Origin of the sequence: Streptomyces sp. NPDC002054, from assembly GCF_040296685.1 — a bacterium.
GTDB lineage: Bacteria > Actinomycetota > Actinomycetes > Streptomycetales > Streptomycetaceae > Streptomyces.
Map to the genome: position 1 here is coordinate 107,399 of NZ_JBEOXT010000022.1, position 24,062 is coordinate 131,460.

The following is a 24,062-nucleotide window of genomic DNA, read 5'->3' on the forward strand; positions in this document are numbered from 1 at the left end:
GTGCAGGCGCTGCGGCAGGGAGACTGCTCGCTGGCGCTGACCGGCGGTGTGACGGTGATGGCGACGCCGGGTGTGTTCGCCGAGTTCGGCCGCCAGGGCGGGCTCGCCTCCGACGGCCGGTGCAAGTCGTTCGCCTCGGCGGCCGACGGCACCGGATTCGCCGAGGGCGCGGGCTTCCTCGTGGTCGAGCGGCTCTCGGACGCGGTCCGCAACGGGCACCAGGTGCTCGCCGTGATCCGCGGCTCCGCCGTCAACCAGGACGGTGCTTCCAACGGCCTGACCGCTCCGAACGGCCCCTCGCAGCGCCGGGTGATCCGGCAGGCCCTCGCCAATGCGCGGCTCGCCGCCGACCAGATCGACGTCGTCGAGGCGCACGGCACCGGCACGACGCTCGGCGACCCGATCGAGGCGCAGGCGCTGCTGGCGACGTACGGACAGGGGCGGCCGGCGGACCGGCCGCTGTGGCTGGGCTCGGTCAAGTCGAACATCGGCCACTCGCAGGCCGCGGCCGGCGTGGCCGGTGTCATCAAGATGGTCATGGCCATGCGTCACGACGCCCTGCCGGCGACCCTGCACGTGGACGAGCCGAGCCACGAGGTCGACTGGACCGCGGGTGACGTACGGCTGCTCACCGAGGCCCGTGACTGGGCCGGCGACGGCCGGCGCACGCGCCGCGCGGGAGTCTCGTCCTTCGGGATCAGCGGTACCAACGCGCACGTGATCGTCGAGGAGGCCCCGATGGCCCCGGCGGCCCCCGCCGCCGCGTCCGAACCCGAGGCCCCCGCCTCGCTCGTGGTGTCCGCAGCGACGGCAGAGGCCCTGCGCGCCCAGGCCGGGCGCCTGCTGGCGCTCGTAGGCGAGACCGAGGGGATCCGTCCCGCCGATCTCGGCTACTCGCTCGCCACGACCCGGGCGGCACTCGAACACCGCGCCGCGTTCCCCGCGGCGGACCGGGACCAGCTCCTGGCCGGCCTCGGAGCCCTGGCGCGCGGCGAGACGGCCACGGCCGTCGCGACCACCGCACCCTTGGCGTTCCTGTTCTCGGGGCAGGGCTCGCAGCGGCTCGGGATGGGGCGTGAGCTGTACGCGCGCTTCCCGATGTTCGCGGAGGCCTTCGACGCGGTGTCCGCGGAGTGGGACTTCCCGGTCCGGGAGGTCGTCTGGGGCGAGGACGCGGATCTGGTCAACCAGACCATGTACGCCCAGGCCGGCCTGTTCGCCGTCGAGGTGGCGCTGTTCCGTCTCGTCGAGTCGTGGGGTGTGACGCCCGACTTCGTGGCCGGTCACTCCATCGGTGAGGTGGCCGCGGCCCACGTGGCCGGGGTCTTCTCCCTCGCCGACGCATGCGCGCTGGTCGCGGCCCGTGGCCGGCTGATGCAGGCGCTCCCCGAGGGCGGCGCGATGCTCGCCGTCCAGGCCACGGAGGAGGAAGTCCTCCCGCTGCTGGGCGAGTCCGAGTCCGTGTCCATCGCCGCGGTCAACGGTCCGTCGGCTGTGGTCGTGTCCGGCGCCGAGGAAGCGGTGGAAGCCGTACGTGCCCACTTCGAGGCGCAGGGTCGGAAGACGACCCGCCTCCGGGTCTCGCACGCCTTCCACTCCCCGCTCATGGACCCGATGCTGGACGCGTTCCGCACGGTCCTGGCCGGGCTGTCCTTCTCGAAGCCCTCGATCCCCGTCGTGTCCAACCTGACCGGCGACCTCGCCGAGAGCGAGCGGCTGTGCACCCCGGAGTACTGGGTGAGCCATGTCCGTGAGGCGGTCCGCTTCGCGGACGGCATCCGCACCCTGGCCGACCTGGGCGTGACCCGCTTCCTGGAGCTGGGCCCGGACGGTGTTCTCACCGCCATGGCCCAGGAGTCGGCCACCGACGGTGCCGCCCTGGTCCCCGTACTGCGCAGGAACACTGCCGAGGAGTCGGCCGTACGGCAGGCCGTGGCCCGCCTCCACGCGCACGGCGTGAAGGTCGACTGGTCCGCCTTCTACGCGGGCTCGGGCGCCCGGCGCATCGACCTGCCCACCTACCCCTTCCAGCACCGGCGGTTCTGGCCGGCGGTCATGGCCTACGCGGGCAGCGCGGAATCCGTGGGCCTCAAGCCCGCGGAACACCCCCTGCTCACCGGTACCGTCGAACTGGCCGGATCTGCCGGACACCTGTTCACCGGACGGCTGTCGGTGCAGTCGCACCCGTGGCTCGCGGACCACGCGGTCATGGGCGCCGTACTCGTGCCCGGCACCGCACTGGTCGAACTGGTGATACGGGCGGGCGACGAGGTCGGCTGTGCGGCGGTGGAGGAGCTGACGCTGGCCGCGCCGCTGGTGCTGCCCGCCGAGGGCGGCGTACAGGTGCAGGTCTGGGTGGGCGAGCCGGACGACGCCGGCCGCCGGCCGGTCAGTGTCCACTCCCGCCCGGACACGGGCTCCGACACCCTGTGGGCGCGCCACGCCGAGGGCTTCCTCGCCGTGGCCCCGGCCCCGGAACCGGTGTTCGACGCGGCGGCCTGGCCGCCCGCGGGCGCCGAGACCCTGGACGTGTCCGAGGTGTACGAGCGCTTCGCCGAAGCCGGGTTCGTGTACGGCCCGGTGTTCCAGGGCCTGCGGGCGGCCTGGCGGCTCGGCGAGGAGGTGTACGCAGAGGTCGCCCTGCCCGAGGACGTGGACGGCGGGGTGTTCGGTCTGCACCCTGCGCTGTTCGACGCGAGCCTGCACGCCGCCGCGGCGGGAGCAGGAGACACGGCGGGCGGCGGAGTGCCGTTCGCATGGTCCGGCGTGTCGCTGTACGCGACCGGTGCGTCGGCCCTGCGGGCCCGGCTCACCCCGAGCGGTGACGGGTCCCTGTCCGTGGCACTCGCGGACGGCACGGGCGCGCTCGTCGCCTCCGTCCGCTCGCTCGCCGTACGGCCCGTGTCCGACCGGCAGTTGGGCGAGACGGGTGCGGCGGTGCGCGATGCGCTGTTCGCGGTGGAGTGGGCACCGGTCGAGGTTCCCGGCATCGCGGCGCCGGACGTGGAGCTGCTCCGGTTGGATGCGGCGGCCGACTCCGGCGATGTCGTCGGATCGGTGCACGCACTGACTGCGCAGGCGCTGGAGCTTGTACAGGAGGAGCGGCCCGCGACCGACTCGCCCCTGGTCCTCGTCACCAGCGGCGCCGTGTCCGGAGAGGACCTGGCCGCCGCGGCGGTATGGGGTCTGCTGCGGTCCGCGCAGTCGGAGTACCCGGACCGGTTCGTCCTCGTGGACGTGGCAGGAGAGGAGCCTGACGACGAGGTACTGAAGTCCTTGGCCACCCTCGGAGAACCGCAGCTGCTGGTCCGTGACCGTCAGGTGCTGGCAGCCCGGCTGGCCCGGGTCGCAGAGCCCGCCGCCCCGTCCGCCCCCGCGTGGGACGGCGAGGGCCCGGTCCTGATCACGGGCGGTACGGGCGGCCTGGGCCGGGCCGTGGCCCGGCACCTGGTGGCCGAGCACGGCGTACGCAGCCTGCTGCTCGTCAGCCGACGGGGTGCCGAGGCGGAAGGTGTGGCGGAGCTCGTCGCACAGCTCGCCGAGGCGGGCGCGGACGCGGTCGTGGAGGCGTGCGACCTCACCGACCGGACCGCCGTGGACGGGCTGCTGGCCCGCCACCGCGTCCACGCCGTCGTCCACACCGCCGGTGTGCTCGACGACGCGCTGCTCGCCTCGCTGACCGGCGACCGGCTGGCCGCCGTACTCCGTCCCAAGGTGGACGCCGCCTGGAACCTCCACGAAGCGACCAAGGGGCACAACCTCGCGGCCTTCGTCCTGTTCTCCTCGGTGGCCGGCACCTTCGGCAACGCCGGCCAGGCCAACTACGCCGCCGGCAACTCCTTCCTGGACGCCCTCGCGCGGCACCGGGACGGCCTGGGCTTGCCCGGTACCTCCCTGGCCTGGGGGCCGTGGGCCGGCGCGGGCGGCGGTATGACCGGCGCCCTCACCGAGGCCGGCACCGAGCGCATGACGCGTGCGGGCATGCCCCCGCTGGCACCGGAGCAGGGGCTGGCCCTGTTCGACGCCGCTCTCGCGGCCGAGCACCCGGTGGTCCTGCCGGTCCGCCTGGACCTGGCGGCCATCCGGGCGCGAGGTGAGGTCCCGGCGCTGCTGCGCGGCCTGATCCGCAAGCCCGCCCGTCGCGCGGCGACGGCGGCGGCCGGTGCGGACGCCGGACTGACCCGGCGGCTTGCGGGTCTCGACCCGCAGGCGCGCCACGAGGCGGCGCTCGACCTCGTACGGACGCAGATCGCTCTCGTACTCGGACACGCGGGCGTGGCGGAGGTGGACCCGGCCCGGGCCTTCCAGGACCTGGGCTTCGACTCCCTGATGGCGGTCGAGCTGCGCAACCGGCTCGACGCGGCCACCGGGCTGCGCCTGCCCGCCACCCTGGTGTTCGACTACCCGACCGCGGACGCGCTGGTGCGCTTCCTGCTCGACGAGGTGTTCGGGAACGAGTCCGCCGCGGCCGAGCAGCTGCCCGCCGTACGGGCGGCAGCGGCAGCGGTCGGGGACGATCCGATCGCCATCGTGGGCATGGCCTGCCGGTTCCCCGGCGGCGTGTCCTCGCCCGAGGACCTGTGGCGGCTGGTCGCCGACGGCGTGGACGCCGTGGGCGGTTTCCCGGCCGACCGCGGCTGGGACGTGGAGTCGCTCTACCACCCGGACCCGGAACACCTGGGCACCAGCTACACCCGCTCCGGCGGCTTCCTGGCCGAAGCGGCGGACTTCGACCCCGGCTTCTTCGGGATGAGCCCGCGTGAGGCGCTGGCCACGGATGCGCAGCAGCGGCTGCTGCTGGAGACGACCTGGGAGGCGGTGGAACGGTCCGGCATCGACCCGGTCTCACTGCGCGGCAGCCAGACCGGCGTGTTCGCCGGTGTCATGTACAGCGACTACGCCAACCTGCTCGGCGGCCGGGAGTTCGAAGGCCACCAGGGCAGCGGCAGCGCGGGCAGCATCGCCTCCGGCCGCGTCTCGTACGCCCTGGGCCTCGAAGGCCCGGCGGTGACGGTGGACACGGCGTGTTCGTCCTCGCTGGTGGCGATGCACCTCGCGGCGCAGGCCCTGCGTTCGGGAGAGTGCTCCCTCGCTGTGGCCGGCGGTGTGACGGTGATGTCGACCCCGACCACGTTCATCGAGTTCTCCCGCCAGCGCGGCCTCGCGGCCGACGGCCGGTGCAAGGCGTTCGCCGAGGCCGCCGACGGTGTTGGCTGGGGCGAGGGCGTGGGCATGGTCGTACTGGAGCGGCTGTCCGACGCGGTACGCAACGGTCACCGCGTGCTGGCCGTCGTACGCGGCTCCGCCGTCAACCAGGACGGCGCGAGCAACGGCCTGACCGCCCCGAACGGTCCCTCGCAGCAGCGGGTGATCCGGCAGGCGCTTGCCAGCGGTGGTCTGTCCACGTCCGACGTGGACGTGGTGGAGGCGCACGGCACGGGCACCACACTCGGTGACCCGATCGAGGCACAGGCCCTGATCGCGACCTACGGCCAGGACCGTGAACTCCCCCTGCTGCTCGGCTCGGTGAAGTCCAACATCGGACACACTCAGGCGGCTGCGGGCGTGGCCGGTGTGATCAAGATGGTCATGGCCATGCGGCACGGCATGGTGCCGAAGACGCTGCACGTCGATGCCCCGTCCTCGCACGTGGACTGGGCGGCGGGTGATGTGGAACTGCTGTCGGAGGAGCGGAGCTGGCCGGAGTCGGGCCGGGTGCGCCGGGCGGGTGTGTCCTCGTTTGGTATCAGTGGCACGAACGCACACGTGGTGCTGGAGCAGTTCGAGGCGGCCGAGATCGTGCCCGCAGCGGAGATCGCTCCGGCCGTGGTGCCGTGGCTGGTGTCCGGCAAGACGGAGGACGCGCTGTACGACCAGGTCGCGCGCCTGCGCTCGTACGTGTACGAGTCGGGGCTGCGGCCGGTTGATGTGGGTCTGTCCACCCTCGGCAGGTCGGTCTTCGCCCACCGGGCTGTCGTACTGAACGGCGAGCAGGTGATCCAGGGCCAGGCGCGGGGCGGCAAGACCGCGTTCCTGTTCACCGGTCAGGGTTCGCAGCGGCTCGGGATGGGGCGTGAGCTGTATGCCCGGTTCCCGGTGTTCGCGGCGGCCTTCGATGCCGTGTGCGCGGAGCTGGACCTGCCGGTCCGGGAGGTGATTTGGGGTGAGGACGCTGATGAGCTGAACCAGACGATGTACGCCCAGGCCGGGCTGTTCGCCGTGGAAGTGGCGCTCTTCCGGCTCGTCGAGTCCTGGGGTGTCAAGGCCGACTTCGTAGCCGGACACTCCATCGGCGAGGTGGCCGCGGCCCATGTGGCCGGAGTGTTCTCCCTCGCCGACGCGTGCGCGCTGGTGGCGGCCCGTGGCCGGCTGATGCAGGCGCTGCCCGAGGGCGGCGCGATGCTGGCGGTGTCGGCGACAGAGGACGAAGTCCTGCCGCTCCTCAACGAGTCGGTGTCGATCGCCGCGGTCAACGGTCCCTCGGCCGTGGTGGTCTCGGGCGCCGAGGAAGCGGTGGAGTCCGTAGGCGCCCACTTCGAGGCCCAGGGCCGGAAGACGACCCGCCTCCGCGTCTCGCACGCCTTCCACTCCCCGCTGATGGATCCGATGCTGGACGAGTTCCGCGCCGTGGTGTCGAAGCTGTCGTTCGAGACCCCGCGGATCGGGATGACCGCAGACACGGACGTGGTCTGCGACCCGGAGTACTGGGTGAGCCACGTCCGCGACACGGTCCGATTCGCCGACGGCATCCGCACCCTCGCCGGCCTCGGCGTCACCCGGTTCCTCGAACTGGGCCCGGACGGAGTCCTGTCCGCCCTGGCCGCCGAATCCGTCGAGGACGATGCGACCGTGCTGGTCCCCGTCCTGCGCAAGAACCGCGACGAGGAAGAGTCCGTTCTCCAGGCCCTCGCCCGGCTCCACGTGAGCGGCGCGCACGTCGACTGGACCGCCCTCTTCGCCGGCACCGGTGCCCGGTCGGTGGATCTGCCGACATACGCCTTCCAGCACCGCCGCTACTGGCCCACCGGGACACCCGCGGGCCGGGGCGGTGCGGAGGCGCTCGGGCTTCGGTCCGCCGAACACCCGCTGCTCTCGGGGGCGGTGGAGCTGGCCGGATCCGAAGGCTTCCTCTTCACCGGCCGGCTGTCGATGGCCACCCACCCGTGGCTGGGGGACCACCTGGTCATGGGCTCGGTGGTGGTACCCGGTACGGCCCTGCTCGAACTCGCCGTCCGGGCGGGCGACGAGCTCGGCTGCTCCACCGTCGAGGAACTGACCCTCGCCGCGCCGCTGGTCCTGCCCGAACAGGGCGGCGCCGTGCAGCTGCAGGTGGCCGTGGCCGCGCCCGACGCGTCGGGGCGGCGAGCGCTCACCGTGCACTCCCGGCCCGCCGCCGGAGGTGCCCACGAGCCGTGGACGCTCCATGCCAGTGGTGTGCTCGCCGACGGCCCCGCCCGCTCCGGCGCGCCGCTCGAAGCGGCGGCCTGGCCGCCGGCCGGAGCGCAAGCCCTCGATGTGACGGAGGTGTACGAGCGGTTCGCCGAGGCCGGCTTCGAGTACGGCCCGGTGTTCCAGGGCCTGCGCGCGGCCTGGCTGCTCGATGAGGAGGTGTACGCGGAGGTCGCCCTGCCCGAAGGCGTCGAAGGTTCGGTGTTTGCTCTGCACCCGGCGCTCTTCGACGCCGTCCTGCACGCGTTCTCGTTGGACGGCGACGCCAGGGAGACGAGCGGCGCCGGGGTCCCGTTCTCCTGGACCGGTGTCTCGCTGCACGCCTCGGGCGCCTCGGCGGTACGGGCCCGGCTGAGCCGGTCCGGCACGGGAGGCGCGGTGTCCCTCGCCCTCGCGGACACCACCGGTGCGCCGGTGGCCTCCGTCGAGTCCCTCGTCGTACGGCCCATCAGCGCCGAACAGGTGGGCGCGGCGGGCCGGGCCGGGCGGGACTCCCTGTTCCGCCTGGACTGGACGCCCGTCGACACCGGCAGCGATGCCGGCGGGAGCCTGCGGACCGTGGTGCTCGCCACGGCGAGCGGCACGGCCACGGCCGCCCTCGGCGACCACCCGGTGTACGCCGGGCTCGCCGAGCTGGCCGCCGACGAGGCGCAGCCGCTCCCGGACGTGGTCCTCGTACCGCTGACGGACGGTGAAACGGCCGGCGGAGCGGGCAGCGGCACGCCGGAGGCGGTGCACCAGCACACGGCTCAGGCCCTGGAACTCGCGCAGGCATGGCTGGCCGAGGACCGGTTCGCCGACGCACGCCTGGTGTTCGTCACCCGGGGCGCGGCCTCGGGCGCGGACCTCGCGGCCTCGGCCGTCTGGGGCCTCGTACGCTCGGCGATCTCGGAGAACCCGGGCCGCTTCGGCCTCGTGGACCTCGACGACGCCGGCGCGGCGGCTCTGCTGCCGCAGGCCCTCGCCACCGGGGAGCCGCAGCTGCTCCTGCGCGGCGATGCCGTACTGGCGGCCCGCCTCGCGCGGAACTCCGACCCGGCCCCGGCCGCCCCGGTATGGGCGGGCGAGGGCGCGGTCCTGATCACCGGCGGTACCGGTGGCCTGGGCCGGCTGCTGGCCCGGCACCTGGTCGCCGAGCACGGCGTACGCGAGCTGGTACTGGTCAGCCGTCGGGGCACCGACGCCGACGGCGCGGCCGAACTCGTCGCCGAGCTCGCCGAGTCCGGCGCCCGCGCCGTGGTCGAGGCCTGCGACGTCGCGGATCCGGCGGCGGTGGCGGCACTCATCGCCCGCCACCCGCTGCGCGCGGTGGTCCACACCGCGGGCGTGCTGGCCGACGGGGTCCTCGGATCCCTGACGCCGGACCGGCTCGCGGAGGTGCTGCGTCCCAAGGCGGACGCGGCCTGGAACCTGCACGAGGCGACCCGGGGCCTGGCCCTGGAGGCGTTCGTCCTGTTCTCCTCCGCGGCCGGCACCCTCGGCAACGCAGGCCAGGCCAACTACGCCGCCGCCAACGCCTACCTGGACGCCCTGGCCCGGCACCGCCGCGCCCAGGGCCTGCCCGGCACCTCCCTGGCCTGGGGCCCCTGGACGCGCACCGGTGGCGGCATGACCGGAGAACTGACCGCGGCCGAGGCCGAACGCCTGGCCCGGGCCGGACTCCCGCCGCTCACCCCGGAGCAGGGGCTGGAGCTGTTCGACGCCACGGCGGGCGGCGCCGAGCCGGCCGTACTGCCGGTCCGGCTCGACCTCGCGGCGCTCCGCGCCCGCGGGGAGGTGCCCGCACTGCTGCGCGGCCTGATCCGGACGCCCGTACGCCGCACCGCCGCGACGGACGGAACGGACGGCGCGCTGACCGACCGGCTCGCGTCCCTGCCGCAGGCGGAGCGGTACGACGCCCTGCTCGCGGAGGTACGCGGCCAGGCCGCGGCGGTCCTCGGGCACGCGCAGGCCACGGACGTGGACCCCAGTCGCTCGTTCCAGGACCTCGGACTCGACTCGCTGACCGCGATCGAGCTGCGGAACCGGCTCAGCGCCCTGACCGGGACCCGGCTGCCCGCCACCCTGGTCTTCGACTACCCGACGACCGAGGAACTGGTGGACCACCTGTACACGCTCCTCGACCTGGCGCCGCAGGCGCAGCCCGACGCCTCGGCCGCACTGCTGGCCGAACTGGCCCGGCTGGAGGCGGCCTTCACCGGGGCGGAGGTCAGCGACGAGGTGTTCGCGCAGGTCGCGGGACGGCTCGACGTCCTGAAGGAGAAGTGGGGCACGCTGCGCGCGGCCGGCTCCGGTGAGAACACCGACACCGAGGGCGGGTTCGACTTCGAGACGGCCTCCGACGAGGAGGTGTTCGACCTGCTGGACAAGCAGCTCGGCCTCTAGCCGGCAGACATGAAAGAGCCCCTGGGCCCGGACCTCCTCGGAGGTCCGGGCCCAGGGGCTTTGTGCCGTTCTTGCGCGGGGGCCTACTGCATCGGCCGGCGGAAGCCGAGCACCGCCAGGGCGGCGCCCACGGCAGCGATCACAGCGCCGATGACCAGCGCCGGGACGATCGCGTCCGAGCCCGGGATGCCCAGTGCGAGCGCGCGGGTCGCGTCGATCGCGTACGTCAGTGGGTTGACCCCGGCGACCGCGGCCAGCCAGTCCGGCAGGTCCTTGACCGGAATGTAGGCGCTGGACGCGAACATCAGCGGCAGGATCGCGATCACGGCGAGGTTCTGCATCGGCTCGGCCCGTCGCAGCCACGCCCCGGCAGCGATGAACGCCCAGCCCAGCGACCAGCTCATGAACAGGGTCAGCCCGACCGAGGCCGCCACATCGACCGCCCCGCCGTCCGGTGCGTAGCCGAGCACGCCGAAGGCCAGCACCAGGATGACCACGGCCTGCACCGCGCTGCGCACCAGGTTGGCGAGGCTGCGGGCGATCAGCAGCGAGGACGGCATGATGGGCAGCGCCCGCAGCCGGGCCACCACCCCGTTCTTCAGGTCGTCGACGAGCCCGACGCCCGACTGGACGGCCGATTGCACGGCGTTGTCGACCAGCACCGCCGACAGCACGAAGTCGAGGTAGGTGATTCCGCCGGGGAAGTGCGGCGGTGCGCCCATCTTGCTGAACACCTGTGTCAGCACGACCAGGATGATCACCGGCTGGAGCAGCCCGAACAGCACCACGCCCGGGTCGGTCACCATCGAGCGCAGCGAACGCGCGGTGAGCACGCGGACCTGGAGGAACACCGAACTGTCCGGCCAGGTGTGGCGTATCGGCGCGGTGGTGGCGGTGGTCGCGGTGGCGGTCATGCGGCAGGTCCTCCGGACAGAGCGGACAGGGCAGGCAGAGCGGGCTCAGGGGACGCGGTGGGCACGGGTGCCCGCCCGGCCAGGGCGAGGTAGACGTCGTCGAGGGTGGGTTCGCCGAAGGACAGCTCGGTGGCCTCGGCCCCCGCCTGGTCCAGGGCGCGGATCACCGTCGCCACGTCCTTCGACGCGTCGATGGGGATGACGAGGCAGCCGCTCTGGGGAGCCACTGCCGGGTCCATGGCGGCCCGGCGCAGTGCCCCGACCGCGCTCTCCCGGTCGGCCGCCGCGTCCAGCGTGACGGTGACGGTGCGGCGGCCGACGGCCGCCTTCAGCTCCGCCGCCGTACCGCTCGCGATGACCCGGCCGCCGGACAGCACAGTGATGGAATCCGCGAGCCGGTCGGCCTCCTCCAGGTACTGGGTGGTGAGGAGCACCGTGGCGCCCTCGGCCACCAGGCCCTCGACGATCTCCCACAGGCCCAGCCGGGCCTCCGGGTCCAGGCCCGTGGTCGGCTCGTCCAGGAAAACCACCTCCGGACGGCCGACCAGGCTCGCGGCGAGGTCGAGCCGCCGCCGCAGCCCGCCGGAGTACGTGCGGGCGCGGCGCCCGGCCACCTCCCCGAGCGCGAACAGCTCCAGCAGTTCATCGGCGCGCACCCGGGCCTCCCGGCGGCCGGCGCCCAGCAGCCGGGCGATCAGCACCAGGTTGTCCCGGCCGCTCAACTGGCCGTCGACCGAGGCGAACTGCCCGGTCAGCCCGATGCGCCGGCGTACCTCGCGCGGCCGGCGTGTCACGTCGTAGCCGGCGACCGAGGCCGTGCCGGAGGTGGGCGGGAGCGCGGCGGTGAGGATGCCCACCAGGGTGGTCTTGCCGGCGCCGTTGTGGCCCAGCAGGCCGAGGACGGACCCCCGGGGGACGGAGAGGTCCACCGAGTCCAGTGCGTGCACCGTGCCGAAGGTCTTGCAGAGGTCCCGCGCCTCGATCATGGTCTCGGGAGGCTCGATGGGGAGCCCGTTCATGGGAGTTCTCCAGGTTCGTGTCGGGTGGGGGAAAGGGAACAGCCGACCGGCACGGGTGCCGGTCGGCTGTGGCGTGGGACCGAGGCGGTCCGTCAGCGGTCGACGCCGTCCAGGCGACGGAACAGGTCCTCGTCGGAGGCGGTGTCGAGGTCGAAGGGGGTGGCCGCCGAGCGGACGGCGGCCGGCACCGGCCCCCGGTCGCGTACGAGGGCCCCCAGGCGGGCGGCGGTGTCCGGGTCGAGCTCCGAGCCCGCGGACAGCAGCGCGTCCAGCTCGGCCACGAGGTCGGACACGGTACGGCCAGCCGGCCCGGCGAGCTGCCCGAGCTGCCCCGCCAGGTCCTGCCGTACCAGGCGGACCACGGCCGCCGGGGTCGGGTGGTCGAACACCAGGGTGGCCGGCAGCCGGGCCCCGGTGGCCGCCCGCAACCGGTTGCGCAGCTCGACCGCGCTGACCGAGGTGATGCCCATGTCGGAGAAGGACACCTCGGCGTCGGCGGCGGTCAGGGTACGGCCACCGAGTACGGCCCCGGTCTCGTCCAGCACCAGCCGGACCAGCAGCGCCTCCTGCTCGGCCCCGCCCAGCCCGGCGAGCCGGCCCGCGAGCACCGGGGGTGCCGGGTCGGGCATCGCCACCGGAGCCCCGCCCGCAGCCCAGTACGTGCGGTGCTGGAAGGCGTACGTGGGCAGCGGGACGGCCACCGCACCGGGCAGCACCGACTGCCAGGCCACCGGCACCCCGAGCAGATGCAGCCGCGCGAGAGCCGCGAGCACCGAGCGCTCCTCGGCGGCCCCGCCGGCGGGGACGACGGCCCCCGGTGCCGGGCGCAGGGCCAGGCACTCCTCCAGCATCGGCGCCAGCGCGGGCTCGGGGCCCAGCTCCAGGAACGCCCCGGCGCCGTCGGCCGACAGGCCGGCGACCGCGTCGAGGAACCGGACCGGCTCCCGGACGTGCCGCACCCAGAAGTCCGGATCGCAGGCCTCGGCGGCCGTGAGCGGGGCCCCGGTCAGGCAGGACGCGACCGGCACGGCGGGGGCGGCGAACGACAGCCCGGCCACGATGTCACGGAACTCGTCCAGCATCGGATCCATCAGCGGCGAGTGGAAGGCATGGCTGACCGCGAGCCGCTTGGTCCGGACACCGGCGGCTGCCAGCCGCCCGGCGAGCTCCTCCAGCGGCCCGGCGGCACCGGAAAGCACCACGGAGCGCGGCCCGTTGACGGCCGCCACCGCGACCGGACCACCGCCAAGGTGCTCCAGCCAGGGGCCCAGGTCGGCCTCCGGGAGCCGTGCGGCCAGCATGGCGCCGCCCTCCGGCAGCTGCTGCATCAGCCGTCCCCGGGCGGCTACCAGCCGGGCCGCGTCCGCGAGGGAGATCACCCCCGCGATATGCGCGGCGGTGATCTCGCCCACCGAATGCCCCACCAGCCGGCCGGGCGCCACACCCCACGACTCGAACAGCCGGTACAGGGCCACCCCGTGGGCGAAGAGCGCCGGCTGGGTGTACTCCGTACGGTCCAGCAGTGCGGCGTCCGGGCCGTCGGCCGCCCACATCACCTCGGTCAGCGGCCGTTCCAGCAGCGGATCCAGTACGTCGCACACCTCGCGCAGCGCCGCCGCGAACACCGGGTACCGGCGGGCCAGTTCGCGTCCCATGCCGGGCCGCTGGCTGCCCTGCCCGGCGAAGACGCACACCAGATCGCCCTCGCGCGGGCCCTCGGCCTCGGCCGGGAACTCGCGCTCGGCCAAGGCCCGGACCGAATCGAGGAGTTCACGCGGGTCCGTGCCCACGACGTAGGCTTGGTGCTGCGGGTGCACGGTACGGCTGACGGCCAGCGAGTAGGCGACGTTTCGGGCCGACAGTCCGGGCTGGGCGTCCACGTGCGCCGCCAGCCTGCGGGCCTGGTCGCGCAGGGCGGGCGCACTCCGCGCGGACAGCACCCAGGCCACCGCACCGGCGGTCTCCTCCGGAGTCTCCTCCGGGGCCTCTTCCGGGGCCTCCTCCAGGATCACATGCGCGTTGGTCCCGCTGATCCCGAACGAGGACACCCCCGCCCGGCGGGCCCGCCCGGACTCCCGGGGCCAGGGCCGAGCCTCGGTGAGCAGCTGCACGGTGCCCTCCGACCAGTCCACACGGGAGGACGGCGCGTCCACGTGCAAGGTCTTGGGCAGTACGCCCTCCCGCAGCGCCAGTACGGTCTTGATCACGCCCGCCACGCCCGCGGCGGCCTGCGCGTGCCCGATGTTCGACTTCACCGAGCCGAGCCACAGCGGCCGAGCCGCCTCGCGCGCGGCGCCGTACGTGCCGAGCAGCGCCTGTGCCTCGATCGGGTCGCCGAGCGTGGTTCCGGTGCCGTGCGCCTCCACCGCGTCCACATCGGCCGCGGTCAGTCCAGCGTCGGCCAGCGCCTGCCGGATCACCCGCCGCTGCGCGGGCCCGTGCGGGGCGGTGATCCCGTTGGAAGCGCCGTCCTGGTTCACGGCCGAGCCGCGGACCAGGGCGAGGACCGGATGGCCGTGGCGCCGGGCGTCGGAGAGGCGTTCCAGCACCAGCAGGCCGACCCCCTCCGACCAGGCCGCGCCGTCGGCGGCGTCCGCGAAGGACTTGCAGCGGCCGTCGGAGGCCAGCCCGCGCAGCCGGGAGAACTCCGTGAACGAGGCCGAGGTGGCCATCACGGCGACACCGCCCGCCAGGGCCAGGGAGGACTCGCCGGACCGCAGCGAGCGGCACGCCAGATGGAGCGCCACCAGCGAGGACGAGCAAGCCGTGTCCACGGTCAGCGCGGGCCCCTGGAGCCCGAAGGTGTACGAGATCCGGCCGGCCAGGGCGCTTCCGGCGGTGCCGAGGGCCAGCAACCCTTCCAGCTCCGGCCCGTCGCCGCCCGAAGCCGACAGCGCGTAGTCGTGGTACATGGCGCCCGCGAAGACCCCGGTCTGCGAGCCGTGCAGCGCGGCCGGGTCGATCCCGGCCTGTTCCAGGGCCTCCCAGGCGGTCTCCAGCAGCAGCCGCTGCTGCGGGTCCGCGGCCAGCGCCTCCCGGTCGGAGAACCCGAAGAACCCCGCGTCGAACGCACCGGCGCCGGCCAGGAATCCGCCCTCACGGGCGTAGGAGGTACCGGGGCGCTCGGGGTCCTCGTCGAAGAGCCGCTCCAGGTCCCAGCCGCGGTCCCGGGGGAAGCCCCCGATCGCGTCCCGGCCCTCCGTCACCAGGGCCCACAGGTCCTCGGGGCCGCGTACGCCGCCGGGCAGCCGGCAGGCCATGCCCACCACGGCCACGGGATCGTCGTGCAACACGGGGGAGAACGGCACGGGGGAGGACACCAGGGCGTCCTCGACCGTCTCGCCCCGCAGATGGCGGGCAACAGCGTCGGGCGTCGGAAAGTCGAAGGCGAGGGAGGCGGGCAGCGGGAGACCGGTCGCCTCGGCCAGCAGATTGCGCAGCCGGACGCTGCGGACGGAGTCCAGGCCGTGGCCGCGGAAGGTGGTTCCCGCCCCGATGGGGGCGGCTTCGGCGGCCGGCGCCAGGGCTTTCGTGACACAGGCGCGGACCAGCTCCAGCGCAGCCGCGTACGACGCGGGCACGGAGCCGCCACCGGTCCCGGCGGCCGGTCCCCGCTCGGCCAGCAGGGCCTCCAGGGACCGCCGGTGCAGCTTGCCGGCCGGGGTGCGGGGCAGCTCCTCGACCACCACCAGCTCCAGCGGCATCTTGTAGTCGGCCACCCCGCGCTCCAGCAGGAACGCGGTCACCCGGTCCAGCGTCACGGCGCGCTCGGCGCGCCCGGTGACCACCAGGCACGGGTACTCGCCGAGGCGCCGGTCGGGGCGGGCGACCACCGCCGCCGGCCCGAGACCCGGCAGGTCCGCCAGCAGCCCCTGGATCTCGGTCGCGTTGAACTTCCGGCCGCCCACGTTGATCAGCTCGGCCGAGCGGCCCAGGAAGCGGACCCGGCCGTCGCCGTCCACGCTCGCCCGGTCCCCGGTGCGCAGCCAGCCGTCCTCGGTGACCGCGGCTGCGGTGAGCTCGGGATCGCCGTGGTAGCCGCGGAACATGCCGGGGCTGCGGTAGTACAGCTCGCCCGGTTCCCCGGGCGCGCACTCGGTGCCGTCCTCGCGGAGCATGCGTACGCTCGCGCCGAAGGTCGGCCGGCCCACGCTGCGGGTGGCCACGTCGGCGGGGTCGGCGGCGGAGGTGCAGGTGCCGGTGCCCAGTTCGGACATGCCCCACACCACGACGAGCGGACTGCCGAGGACCTCGCGCACCTGTGTCACCAGCGCCGGGGGTATGGCCGCTCCGGCCGTCCGCACCTCGCGCGGCCGGAATCCTGCCTGTGCCCCGGTGTCCGCGAGCCGGGCGGCCACGTCGTGGAGTTGGGCGGGTACGGCGAACACCACGGCGGGGCGCGCCTCGCGGGCGAGCTCCAGGAACCGGTCCGGGTCCCAGCCGCGCAGCAGCACCTGTCGGCAGCGGGCGAACAGGGCCGAGTGCAGGGACTGGAGGCCGAAGAGGTGGGTGAGCGGACAGGCGGTGAGCACCGCGCCGTCGAAGGAGCCGGCCGCCTCCTCCGTCACGGCGGCCGTGTTCGACATCAGCCCGTCGTGACTGTGCAGGCAGATCTTGGGCCGGGCGGAGGTCGTACCGGAGGAAGGCAGCAGCACGAAGGGCATCTCCGGCCGTACGTCGGCCGGGTGGGGGGCAGCGCCCGCCCACCGTTCCAGCAGCGCGTCGATGCCCACGAGGCCCACCAGGCCTTCCGGGCCGGAGTGGCCGGAGGGGCCGGAGCCAGCGCCGGCCACCAGGACCGACCGCAGCGAGGGCACGGCCGCCCGCAGCGCGGCGAGGGCCGCCGCGTCCGCCGCGTGTGCGGAGTCCGCGGGCAGCACCATCGCCACCGGCGCCACCCGTTCCACCAGCGCCAGCACGTCGGCGCTGCCATGGCCCTGGTGGACGGGCATCATGACAGCGCCGATCGCCGCGACGGCGAGGTGCAGGGTCTGGTACTCCCAGCAGTTGGGCAGCTGGATCGCGACCACGTCGCCGACGCCGACGCCCAGCTCCTGGAGGCCGCGGGCGAGCGCATCGACATCCGCCGCCCACTGCCGCCAGGTGCGGTGCCGGTCCCCGTCGCTCAGGGCCACGGCTTCCGGTTCCGTCTGCGCGGCGTCCCGGAAGACGGCCGGCAGGGTCAGGCCGCGCAGTGCTCCGCGCGGCCCGGCGGCCGGTTCGACCGCGTAGTCATCGACATGGACGGACACCATTACTCCCGAGAAAGCCGGCCGCTGGGTGTGTTGCCGCTCCATGCTGGGCCCGCACCACCGGGAAAAGCCCTAGACGTGGAGCAGCGCCCGCAGCGGTGCCGACTTGACCTGCGTCTCCTCGTACTCGCCCGCCGGGTCGGACAGGGCGATCACCGCGCCGCCGACCCCGTAGCGCAGGGTGTTGCCGCTGAGCACCACCGTGCGGATGACGATGCTGAGATCGGCCGCGCCGGTCAGCGAGAAGTAGCCGATCGCTCCCGAGTAGATGCCGCGCGGCCCGCCCTCGAGCCGGTCGATGATCTCCATGGTGCGGATCTTCGGGGCTCCGGTCATGGACCCGCCGGGGAAGGTCGCGCGGACGCCCGCCACCGCGCTGGTGCCGGGGCGCAGTTGCGCCCGTACGGTGCTGACGAGCTGGTGCACGGTGGCGTAGGACTCGACCTGGAAGACCGGGTCGGCGACGACCGTGCCCACCTCGGCGCACCGGCCGAGGTCGTGCCGGACCAGGTCGACGATCATCAGGTTCTCGGCGCGGTCCTTCTCGTTCCCCGCGAGATCGGCGGCGAGCCCGGCGTCCTCGACCGGGTCCGCGTGCCGCGGCCGGGTGCCCTTGATGGGCTTGGACTCCATCGTGCCCTGCCGGTCGATGCGCAGGAACCGCTCCGGCGAAGTGCTCAGCACCGAGAGGGAGCCGAAGCCGAGGAACGCGGCGAACGGGGCCGGGCTGGCCCGGCGCAGGTGGCGGTAGGCCTGCCAGGGGTCGAGGGCGGTCTCCGCCTCGATCATGTTGGTCAGGCACACCTCGTACGTCTCACCGGCGCGTATCTCCTCGTGGCAGACGTCGATGAGCTTGAGGTAGGCGTCGCGGTCGTGGCGGGGCCGCAGGTCCGGCTCGGTGAGCCCGGCAGGGGCGGGGCAGGGCGTGGGCGGCTGCTCCGCGAGCCGCGCCAGCTCGGCCGTGGTGGTGCGCAGCCAGGCGCGGGCCGCGGCCTCGTCACCGTCCTCGGCGAGCGCGAGGAGGTAGGTGGTGTCGGTGCGGTGGTCGAGGACGACGGCCCGGTCCGCGAAGACCATCACGGCGTCCGGGTCGGGGGAGCGGTGGGCCGCTTCGCCACCGCACTCGGCCTTCAGCTCGTAGCCCAGGCAGCCCACCCAGCCCAGCGCGAACTCGAAGGGCAGCTCGGGGACTTCGGTGCGCAGCGCGGCCAGATCGTGTTCCAGCCAGTGGAAGAACGGGCTGTGCACGGTCCGGGTCCGTCCGTCCGCGGTGACGGTCACGGTGCCGCCGGACACATCGGCGGTGGCGGTGCGGGCCAGCGGCCCGGAGGCGTTGCCCATGACCGAGATCTGGCCGAGCCGGGCGTCGGTGCGGCTGCTGTCCAGCCAGAAGGGGTACTCGCCGGTGCGGAAGAGCCGGTCGAAGACCGGTTCGGCCTCCCAGCGGGTGCCGAGCCGTTCGGCCAGTACCCGCAGCCGCCGGACCGGCACTTCCTGAGGTGCGGTGGCCGGGACCTTGGCGCGTACCGGCTGCTGTCTGCTCCGGCCGTACGCGTACGTCAGATCGCGGAAGTTGGCCAGCAGGTGGTGCCCGCTGCCCGTGCCGATCGACTCGGGGTGGAACTGCACGCCCCACAGCGGCAGGGTGCGGTGGCGCAGCGCCATCACCACGTGGTCGTCGGCGCTGTGGGCGATTGCCTCCAGCGCCGGCGGGAGCGAGCTGACGGCCAGCGAGTGGTACCGGACCACCTCCAGGGGGTCGGGGATGCCCTCGAACAGCCCGGTGCCGTCGTGCCGGACCAGGGAGGTCCGCCCGTGGCGGGGTTCCGGTGCCGGGCCGACCTCGGCGCCGTGGGCGAGGGCCATGCCCTGGTGGCCGAGGCACACGCCGAGCACGGGAAGCCGGCCCTCCTCGGCGATCCGCGCGCACAGGCCGAAGTCGGCCGGGCGGTGCGGGGTGCCGGGGCCGGGCGACAGCACGACGTTGTCGAAGGCGTCGAGGAGCTCCTCCCGCCAGGCGGGGTCGTCGTTGCGGATCACCTCCGGCTCCTGGCCGTTGACCTCGGCGAGGTAGTGGAAGAGGTTGTAGGTGAAGGAGTCGTAGTTGTCGACGAGGAGGGTGCGCATCACAGGATCCCGAGTTCGCGTGCCATCTCGTCGCCCACGGCCTTGATGTGGTCGGTGAGGAAGAAGTGGCCGCCGGGGTACACCTCCATCCGGAAGGCGCGTTCGGTGTGCTCCTGCCAGGCCCGGGCCTCGGCCAGGGAGGTGCGCGGGTCGGCGTCACCGGTGAGCGCGGTGATCGGGCAGCGGACCGTGCGGTCCGGCGGGCAGCCGTACTTCTCGATGGCCTCGTAGTCCCCGCGGATGGCCGGCAGCGCCATGCGCAGGATCTCCTCGTTGCCGAGGAGGTCCGGGTTGGTGCCGTTCAGCAGCCGGAGTTCGGCGATGATGCCGTCGTCGTCGCGGCGGTGCACGGTCTCGGCGCGCACGGTGGACGGGCCGCGGCGGCCGGAGGCGATCACGGACTTCGGCTCGTGGGCGCCCTTCTGCTCCAGCCGCCAGGCCGTCTCGAAGGCGAGCACGGCACCCATGCTGTGCCCGAAGAACACGGTGGGCTTCTCGTCGAGGGTCAGCAGCTCGTCGACGATTCTGTCGGCCAGGGTGTCGATGTCCTGGATGCAGGGCTCCTTGCGGCGGTCCTGGCGGCCGGGGTACTGCAGGGCGATGACGTCGACCGCGGAGGAGAACCGCACCGACACCGGGTGGAAGAAGCTGGCGGATCCGCCGGCATGCGGGAAGCAGACCAGCCGGACGGGGCTGTCCGGGGCAGGGTGGAAGCGGCGCAGCCACAGGGCCGATGAGTGGTCCGTGCGGTTCAAGGCGCGGTCCTTTCTGGGAACGGGAGGAGGGGGCGAGGGGTCGAGGGGTCGAGGGTGTCGAGGGGTCGGGCGGGTGGGTACCGGGCCGCGTCGCGGGCTCAGTCCTCGTAGACGGTGATGGTGTGGGCGGGGCACAGGTCGCCCGCCTGCCACACGGCGTCGTGTTCCCCGGGCGCCGGGCGGGAGTCGAGGACGAGGACCAGCCCGTCCTCGTCCTGGTCGAACACGCCGGGCGCGGACAGCACGCACTGTCCGGCGCCGACGCAGCGGTCGGTGTCCACGGTGATACGCATGGGTCTCTTTCGGGAGGGGCTACCAGCGGACGGGCAGTTCGTGCAGCCCGCACAGGACGCCGTCGTACTTGAAGGGGAGTTCTTCCACCGGCACCGCGAGCCGGAGGGTCGGGATGCGCTCGAAGAGCCGCCGGTAGACGATCTCCATCTCGGCCCGGACGAGGTTCTGCCCCAGGCACTGGTGCACGCCGTAGCCGAAGGCCACGTGGTGGCGCTCGGTGCGGCTGGGATCGAAGGCGTGCGGGCAGGCGAACGCCTCCTCGTCGTGGTTGGCGGCGGCGGCCAGCGGGATGATGCCCTCGCCGGCCCGGATCAGCTGGCCACCGATCTCCACGTCTTCGATGGCGACGCGCAAGGACACCAGGTCGGCGACCGAATGGAAGCGCAGCGTCTCCTCGACCGCCCGCTGGTCCCCGATCCACTGCGGGTTGAGGAGCAGGGTCACCACACCGAGCGCGATGTTGTTCGCCGTGGTCTCGTGCCCTGCGATGAGCAGCAGCATCAGCACCCCGGTCATCTCCTGGATGCTGATGGCGCCGGTGGCCAGCAGCCTGCTGATCAGATCGTCGCCCGGCCAGGTCGCCTTGATGCCGACGAGCCGGTTGATGTAGCGCAGCAGTTCCTTGGCGGCGGTGTCGCGCTGCCGCTCGGTGGAGGCGCGGATGGCGATCAGGGTGCGGGTGCGGGACTCGAAGAAGTCGCGGTCCATGGTCGGTACGCCGAGGAGCGAGGAGATCACCAGGGAGGGCACCGGCAGCGCGAAGTCGGCCACCAGATCGGCAGAGTCGCCGGCGGCCAGCATGTCGTCGATCAGCCCGTCCACGGTGCGTTCGATCGCCGGGCGCATCTCGCGTACGCGGCGCACGGTGAACTCCGGGATCAGGGCCTTGCGGAACCGGTCGTGCTCGGGGGAGTCGAGGCCGACGAACCAGCCGGGGATCTGTTCCTGGCGGGGCACCCCCATCGTGTCGCTGATGTGCGGGAAGCCCTCGCGGTCGGGATTCGCGCTGATCTTCTTGCTGGTGAGGACGGCACGCACCTCCGCGTGCCGGGTCACCAGCCAGACCCGGTTGCCGTTCGGGAGATGGGTCAGCACCAGCCCGTCGCGGCGGCGGTACTCCTCGTAGCGGGGCGGCGGGAAGGGCTCGCCGGGGACCCGTAGCGGGAAGGGGACAACTGTCGGTTCGGCGGTGCCGGCCATGGTTTTCGTCCTCCGTCGATCGGTGCGGGCTCAGGCCACGCCGTAGAAGGCGCGGATCTTTCCGGTCACGTATTCCTGGTCTGCGGCGGTCAGGTCGGTGTACGTGGGCAGGTAGAGCCCGTCGTCGCTGAACCGGCTGGCGTTGAGGTACGGCCAGACCGGGTCGTGGTAGCCGGGCTGACGGCTCATCGGCTTGAAGAAGACCCGGGTCTCGATGCCCTCGGCGCTGAGGAAGGCGCGCAGCTCGTCCCGGCGCTCGGCCCGTACGTCGTACATCCAGAGCACGTCGCGCTGCGGCATCAGGGTGATGCCGGGGATGTCCTTGAGGCCCTGGTCGTAGCGGCGCTCGATCTCGCGGCGGAGGGCGAGGAAGTCGTCGAGCTGCTCCACCTGGGCGAGCGCCATGGCACCCTGCATGGCGGTCATCCGGAAGTTGTAGGCCAGCTTCTTGTGCAGGAAGCTGTGGTCCTTGGTGAAGGCCATCGCGCGCAGGTGGGCCATCTGCTCGGCCAGCCGGGGGTCGTCGGTGAGGCAGATGCCGCCCTCGCCCGCCGTGATGATCTTGTTGGCGAAGAGCGAGTAGCAGGCGACGTCGCCCACCACGGGGATGCCGTGTGCCTCGGAGGAGTCCTCCACCACGCGCAGGTTGTAGTCGTACGCGATATTCATGATCGCGTCCATGGCGCAGCGGCGGCCGTAGACATGGACGGGCATGATGGCCTTCGTCCGGGAGGTGATCTTTTCCTCGATCTTGGCCGGATCGATGTTGAGGTCGTCGGCGCAGTCGACGAACACCGGTGTCGCACCCGTGTAGCTCACGGCCCAGGCCGAGGCCACCATGGTGAATTCCGGCACGATCACTTCGTCGCCGGGGCCGATGCCGAGCGCGCGGAGGGCCAGGGTGAGGGCCGTGGTCCCGGAGGAACAGGCGACGCCGTGCGCGATTCCGGAGTACTCGGCGAATGCCTCCTCGAAGCGCCGGACATATGGCCCCTGGGACGATATCCAGCCGTCGGTGATCGTTTCGGTGACATAGGCGAGTTCCTGGCCCTTCAGGCTGGGCCGGGAAACGGGGTATTTGAGGGACATGTCATCCTCGCTCGGGGTGGGGAGGCCGGTGCGGGGCACGATGGCCCGCGGGCAGGTTCGGGCAGGTCAGGGATGGCTGTTCAGGACAGGGCGGGCAGCCCGAGGAGCAGGTCGGCCGCGGTCTGTCGGCCGCCGGCCGCGCGGTGGAGCGCCGCGATCCGTTCGGCGCGCTCGCGGAATTGCGGGTCGTCCAGGACCCTGGTGAGTTTGTCGACGACGTCGTCGGGGTCGACCTCCCGAGGCCGGTCCAGGGTCAGGCTCAGGCCGAGGTCCTGGCCGCGCACCGCCTGGTCGTAGCAGTCCACCCAGAGCGGGCGGACCACCATCGGCTTTCCGAAGTACATGCCCTCGTTGAATCCGTTGCCGCCGCCGTGGGTGAAGAACAGCCGGACATGGGGGTGGGCGAGCACATCGAGCTGTGAGGGCAGCCAGCTCTCGATCCGGAGATTGCCGGGCAGGGTCTCGGCGGCCGGCAGCAGGTGCTGCTGTTCGGCGGGAAGGCGCCACAGGAACTGGTGCCGGTCCTGCATACGGCGGGCCACTTCGACGAGGGACGCGACCTGCTCCCGGGTGAGCCGGGTGATGGTCCCGAAGCCCATGTAGACCACCGAGGACTGGGCATCCAGCCAGTCGGCGAGACCGCCGTCGTCCTCACCGCGCGGAGCCTCCGGCAGGGGCGGCACCATGGCCCCGACCAGCTTCATCCGGTCCGGCACGGTGAAGGGGTAGTCCAGTTCGGCGACCGAATTGCACAGGACCATCTCGGCCCGGTCGATCCTGGTCATCGGATTGGGCTTGGGCAGACCGAGTTCCTTGCGGATACGCGCGTCCTCGGACAGGACCTTGCCCATCGCCGGGTGGAAGAACATCCCCAGGGTGCGGTATTTGAAGAGCTCGTTCCGAATCCGCTGGGAGAAATTCATCGGATACGGCAGACCGGAATGCGGGACGGGGAAGTCCCGGGGTGTTCCGGACGGCCCGAACGGGTTCAGGGAGGTGAGTACGTTGGACGGCAGGAAAGGCACGCTGAGCGCGTACGGAATATTCCGGGCGAGTGCCACGTCGACTCCGAAGGAGGCGACGCAGTCGATCACCATGAAGGCCGGGTTGATTTTCTCGACAAGGGAATCCAGGCGCCGGAATTTCTCCGCCTGGAGCTCGGGGCGGTAGGACTGCCGGATCACGGCGCGGTGTGCCTTGAAGCGGGAGGACTGGGTCACCTCGCGGTACACCTCGTCCGGCCAGCTGACCGCCGAGAGTTCGGAGAACACCTCGCCCAGCGAGGCGAACTCGACCGCGGAGCCCTCCGCCAGGCGTTCCACATCGGCACGCCGGGGCTCGTCCGTCGCGAACCAGAGATCGGGCACGCGCCGCCGCGAGAGCTCGGCCGCGAGGACGAGAAGCGGGTTGACCAGGCCGCTTTCCGGAAGGCTGACAAAGAGGACGGGCCGCTGTGTGGTACTCATCGCACTCCTGGGGGCATGGCCCGGTGGGGTTGGCTGCACCCCTCCTTGGTCTCATGGCCCGTGCTGGGAAAACCTTAGAGTCGGCGGGCTCGGGGCGCCCGCCGTCAAGGCG

General features: G+C 73.1%; 10 protein-coding genes (1 of these 10 cut by a window edge). 1 reads left to right on the forward strand and 9 read right to left on the reverse strand.

What is annotated here, in order from left to right:
• Positions 1–9,834: the final stretch of an SDR family NAD(P)-dependent oxidoreductase gene (locus ABT123_RS21570; protein ID WP_351316998.1), read on the forward strand. 20,859 nt of this gene lie to the left of the window's left edge; only the last 9,834 of its 30,693 coding nucleotides appear in the window; its start codon lies beyond the left edge, outside the window; its stop codon occupies positions 9,832–9,834.
• A gap of 83 nt (positions 9,835–9,917) precedes the next feature.
• Here ABT123_RS21570 and ABT123_RS21575 read toward each other — a convergent pair whose 3' ends face one another.
• From ABT123_RS21575 to ABT123_RS21615, 9 genes are all read right to left on the reverse strand, one after another.
• A complete protein-coding gene (locus ABT123_RS21575; protein ID WP_351317001.1) occupies positions 9,918–10,748 on the reverse strand; it encodes an ABC transporter permease in 831 nt (276 codons plus the stop codon).
• On the reverse strand, positions 10,745–11,767 hold the full coding sequence (locus tag ABT123_RS21580; RefSeq protein WP_351317004.1) for an ATP-binding cassette domain-containing protein: 1,023 nt from the start codon (positions 11,765–11,767) through the stop codon (positions 10,745–10,747). Before ABT123_RS21580 ends, ABT123_RS21575 begins: the two co-directional genes overlap by 4 nt.
• 92 nt (positions 11,768–11,859) lie before the next feature.
• Positions 11,860–17,022 carry a type I polyketide synthase gene (locus ABT123_RS21585; protein WP_351317007.1) on the reverse strand — a complete coding sequence of 1,721 codons (5,163 nt, stop codon included), beginning with the start codon at positions 17,020–17,022 and terminating at the stop codon, positions 11,860–11,862.
• Positions 17,023–17,091: 69 nt separating this feature from the next.
• The gene (pabB, locus tag ABT123_RS21590) at positions 17,092–19,146 is read right to left on the reverse strand and encodes an aminodeoxychorismate synthase component I (RefSeq protein WP_351317010.1); all 2,055 of its coding nucleotides are present in this window, start codon (positions 19,144–19,146) and stop codon (positions 17,092–17,094) included.
• Positions 19,146–19,901, reverse strand: coding sequence for a thioesterase II family protein (locus ABT123_RS21595; RefSeq protein ID WP_351317013.1), 756 nt, complete (start codon positions 19,899–19,901; stop codon positions 19,146–19,148). The genes pabB and ABT123_RS21595 overlap by 1 nt, the downstream gene beginning before the upstream one ends.
• 98 nt (positions 19,902–19,999) lie before the next feature.
• Positions 20,000–20,194 carry a ferredoxin gene (locus ABT123_RS21600; RefSeq protein WP_351317016.1) on the reverse strand — a complete coding sequence of 65 codons (195 nt, stop codon included), beginning with the start codon at positions 20,192–20,194 and terminating at the stop codon, positions 20,000–20,002.
• 19 nt (positions 20,195–20,213) lie between these two features.
• Entirely contained in the window at positions 20,214–21,395 is a 1,182-nt protein-coding gene (locus tag ABT123_RS21605) for a cytochrome P450 (protein ID WP_351317019.1), read from the reverse strand.
• A gap of 30 nt (positions 21,396–21,425) precedes the next feature.
• Complete coding sequence (locus ABT123_RS21610; RefSeq protein ID WP_351317022.1) at positions 21,426–22,484, reverse strand: DegT/DnrJ/EryC1/StrS family aminotransferase; 1,059 nt, start codon at positions 22,482–22,484, stop codon at positions 21,426–21,428.
• Between the two features lie 80 nt (positions 22,485–22,564).
• The gene (locus ABT123_RS21615) at positions 22,565–23,950 is read right to left on the reverse strand and encodes a glycosyltransferase (protein WP_351317025.1); all 1,386 of its coding nucleotides are present in this window, start codon (positions 23,948–23,950) and stop codon (positions 22,565–22,567) included.
• Positions 23,951–24,062: the final 112 nt, after the last annotated feature.

Coding starts and splice junctions, on each gene's coding strand:
- ABT123_RS21575 (WP_351317001.1), bottom strand. CDS start 10,748: ATGACCGCCACCGCGACCACCGCCACCACCGCGCCGATACGCCACACC.
- ABT123_RS21580 (WP_351317004.1), bottom strand. CDS start 11,767: ATGAACGGGCTCCCCATCGAGCCTCCCGAGACCATGATCGAGGCGCGG.
- ABT123_RS21585 (WP_351317007.1), bottom strand. CDS start 17,022: ATGGTGTCCGTCCATGTCGATGACTACGCGGTCGAACCGGCCGCCGGG.
- pabB (WP_351317010.1), bottom strand. CDS start 19,146: ATGCGCACCCTCCTCGTCGACAACTACGACTCCTTCACCTACAACCTC.
- ABT123_RS21600 (WP_351317016.1), bottom strand. CDS start 20,194: ATGCGTATCACCGTGGACACCGACCGCTGCGTCGGCGCCGGACAGTGC.
- ABT123_RS21605 (WP_351317019.1), bottom strand. CDS start 21,395: ATGGCCGGCACCGCCGAACCGACAGTTGTCCCCTTCCCGCTACGGGTC.
- ABT123_RS21610 (WP_351317022.1), bottom strand. CDS start 22,484: ATGTCCCTCAAATACCCCGTTTCCCGGCCCAGCCTGAAGGGCCAGGAA.
- ABT123_RS21615 (WP_351317025.1), bottom strand. CDS start 23,950: ATGAGTACCACACAGCGGCCCGTCCTCTTTGTCAGCCTTCCGGAAAGC.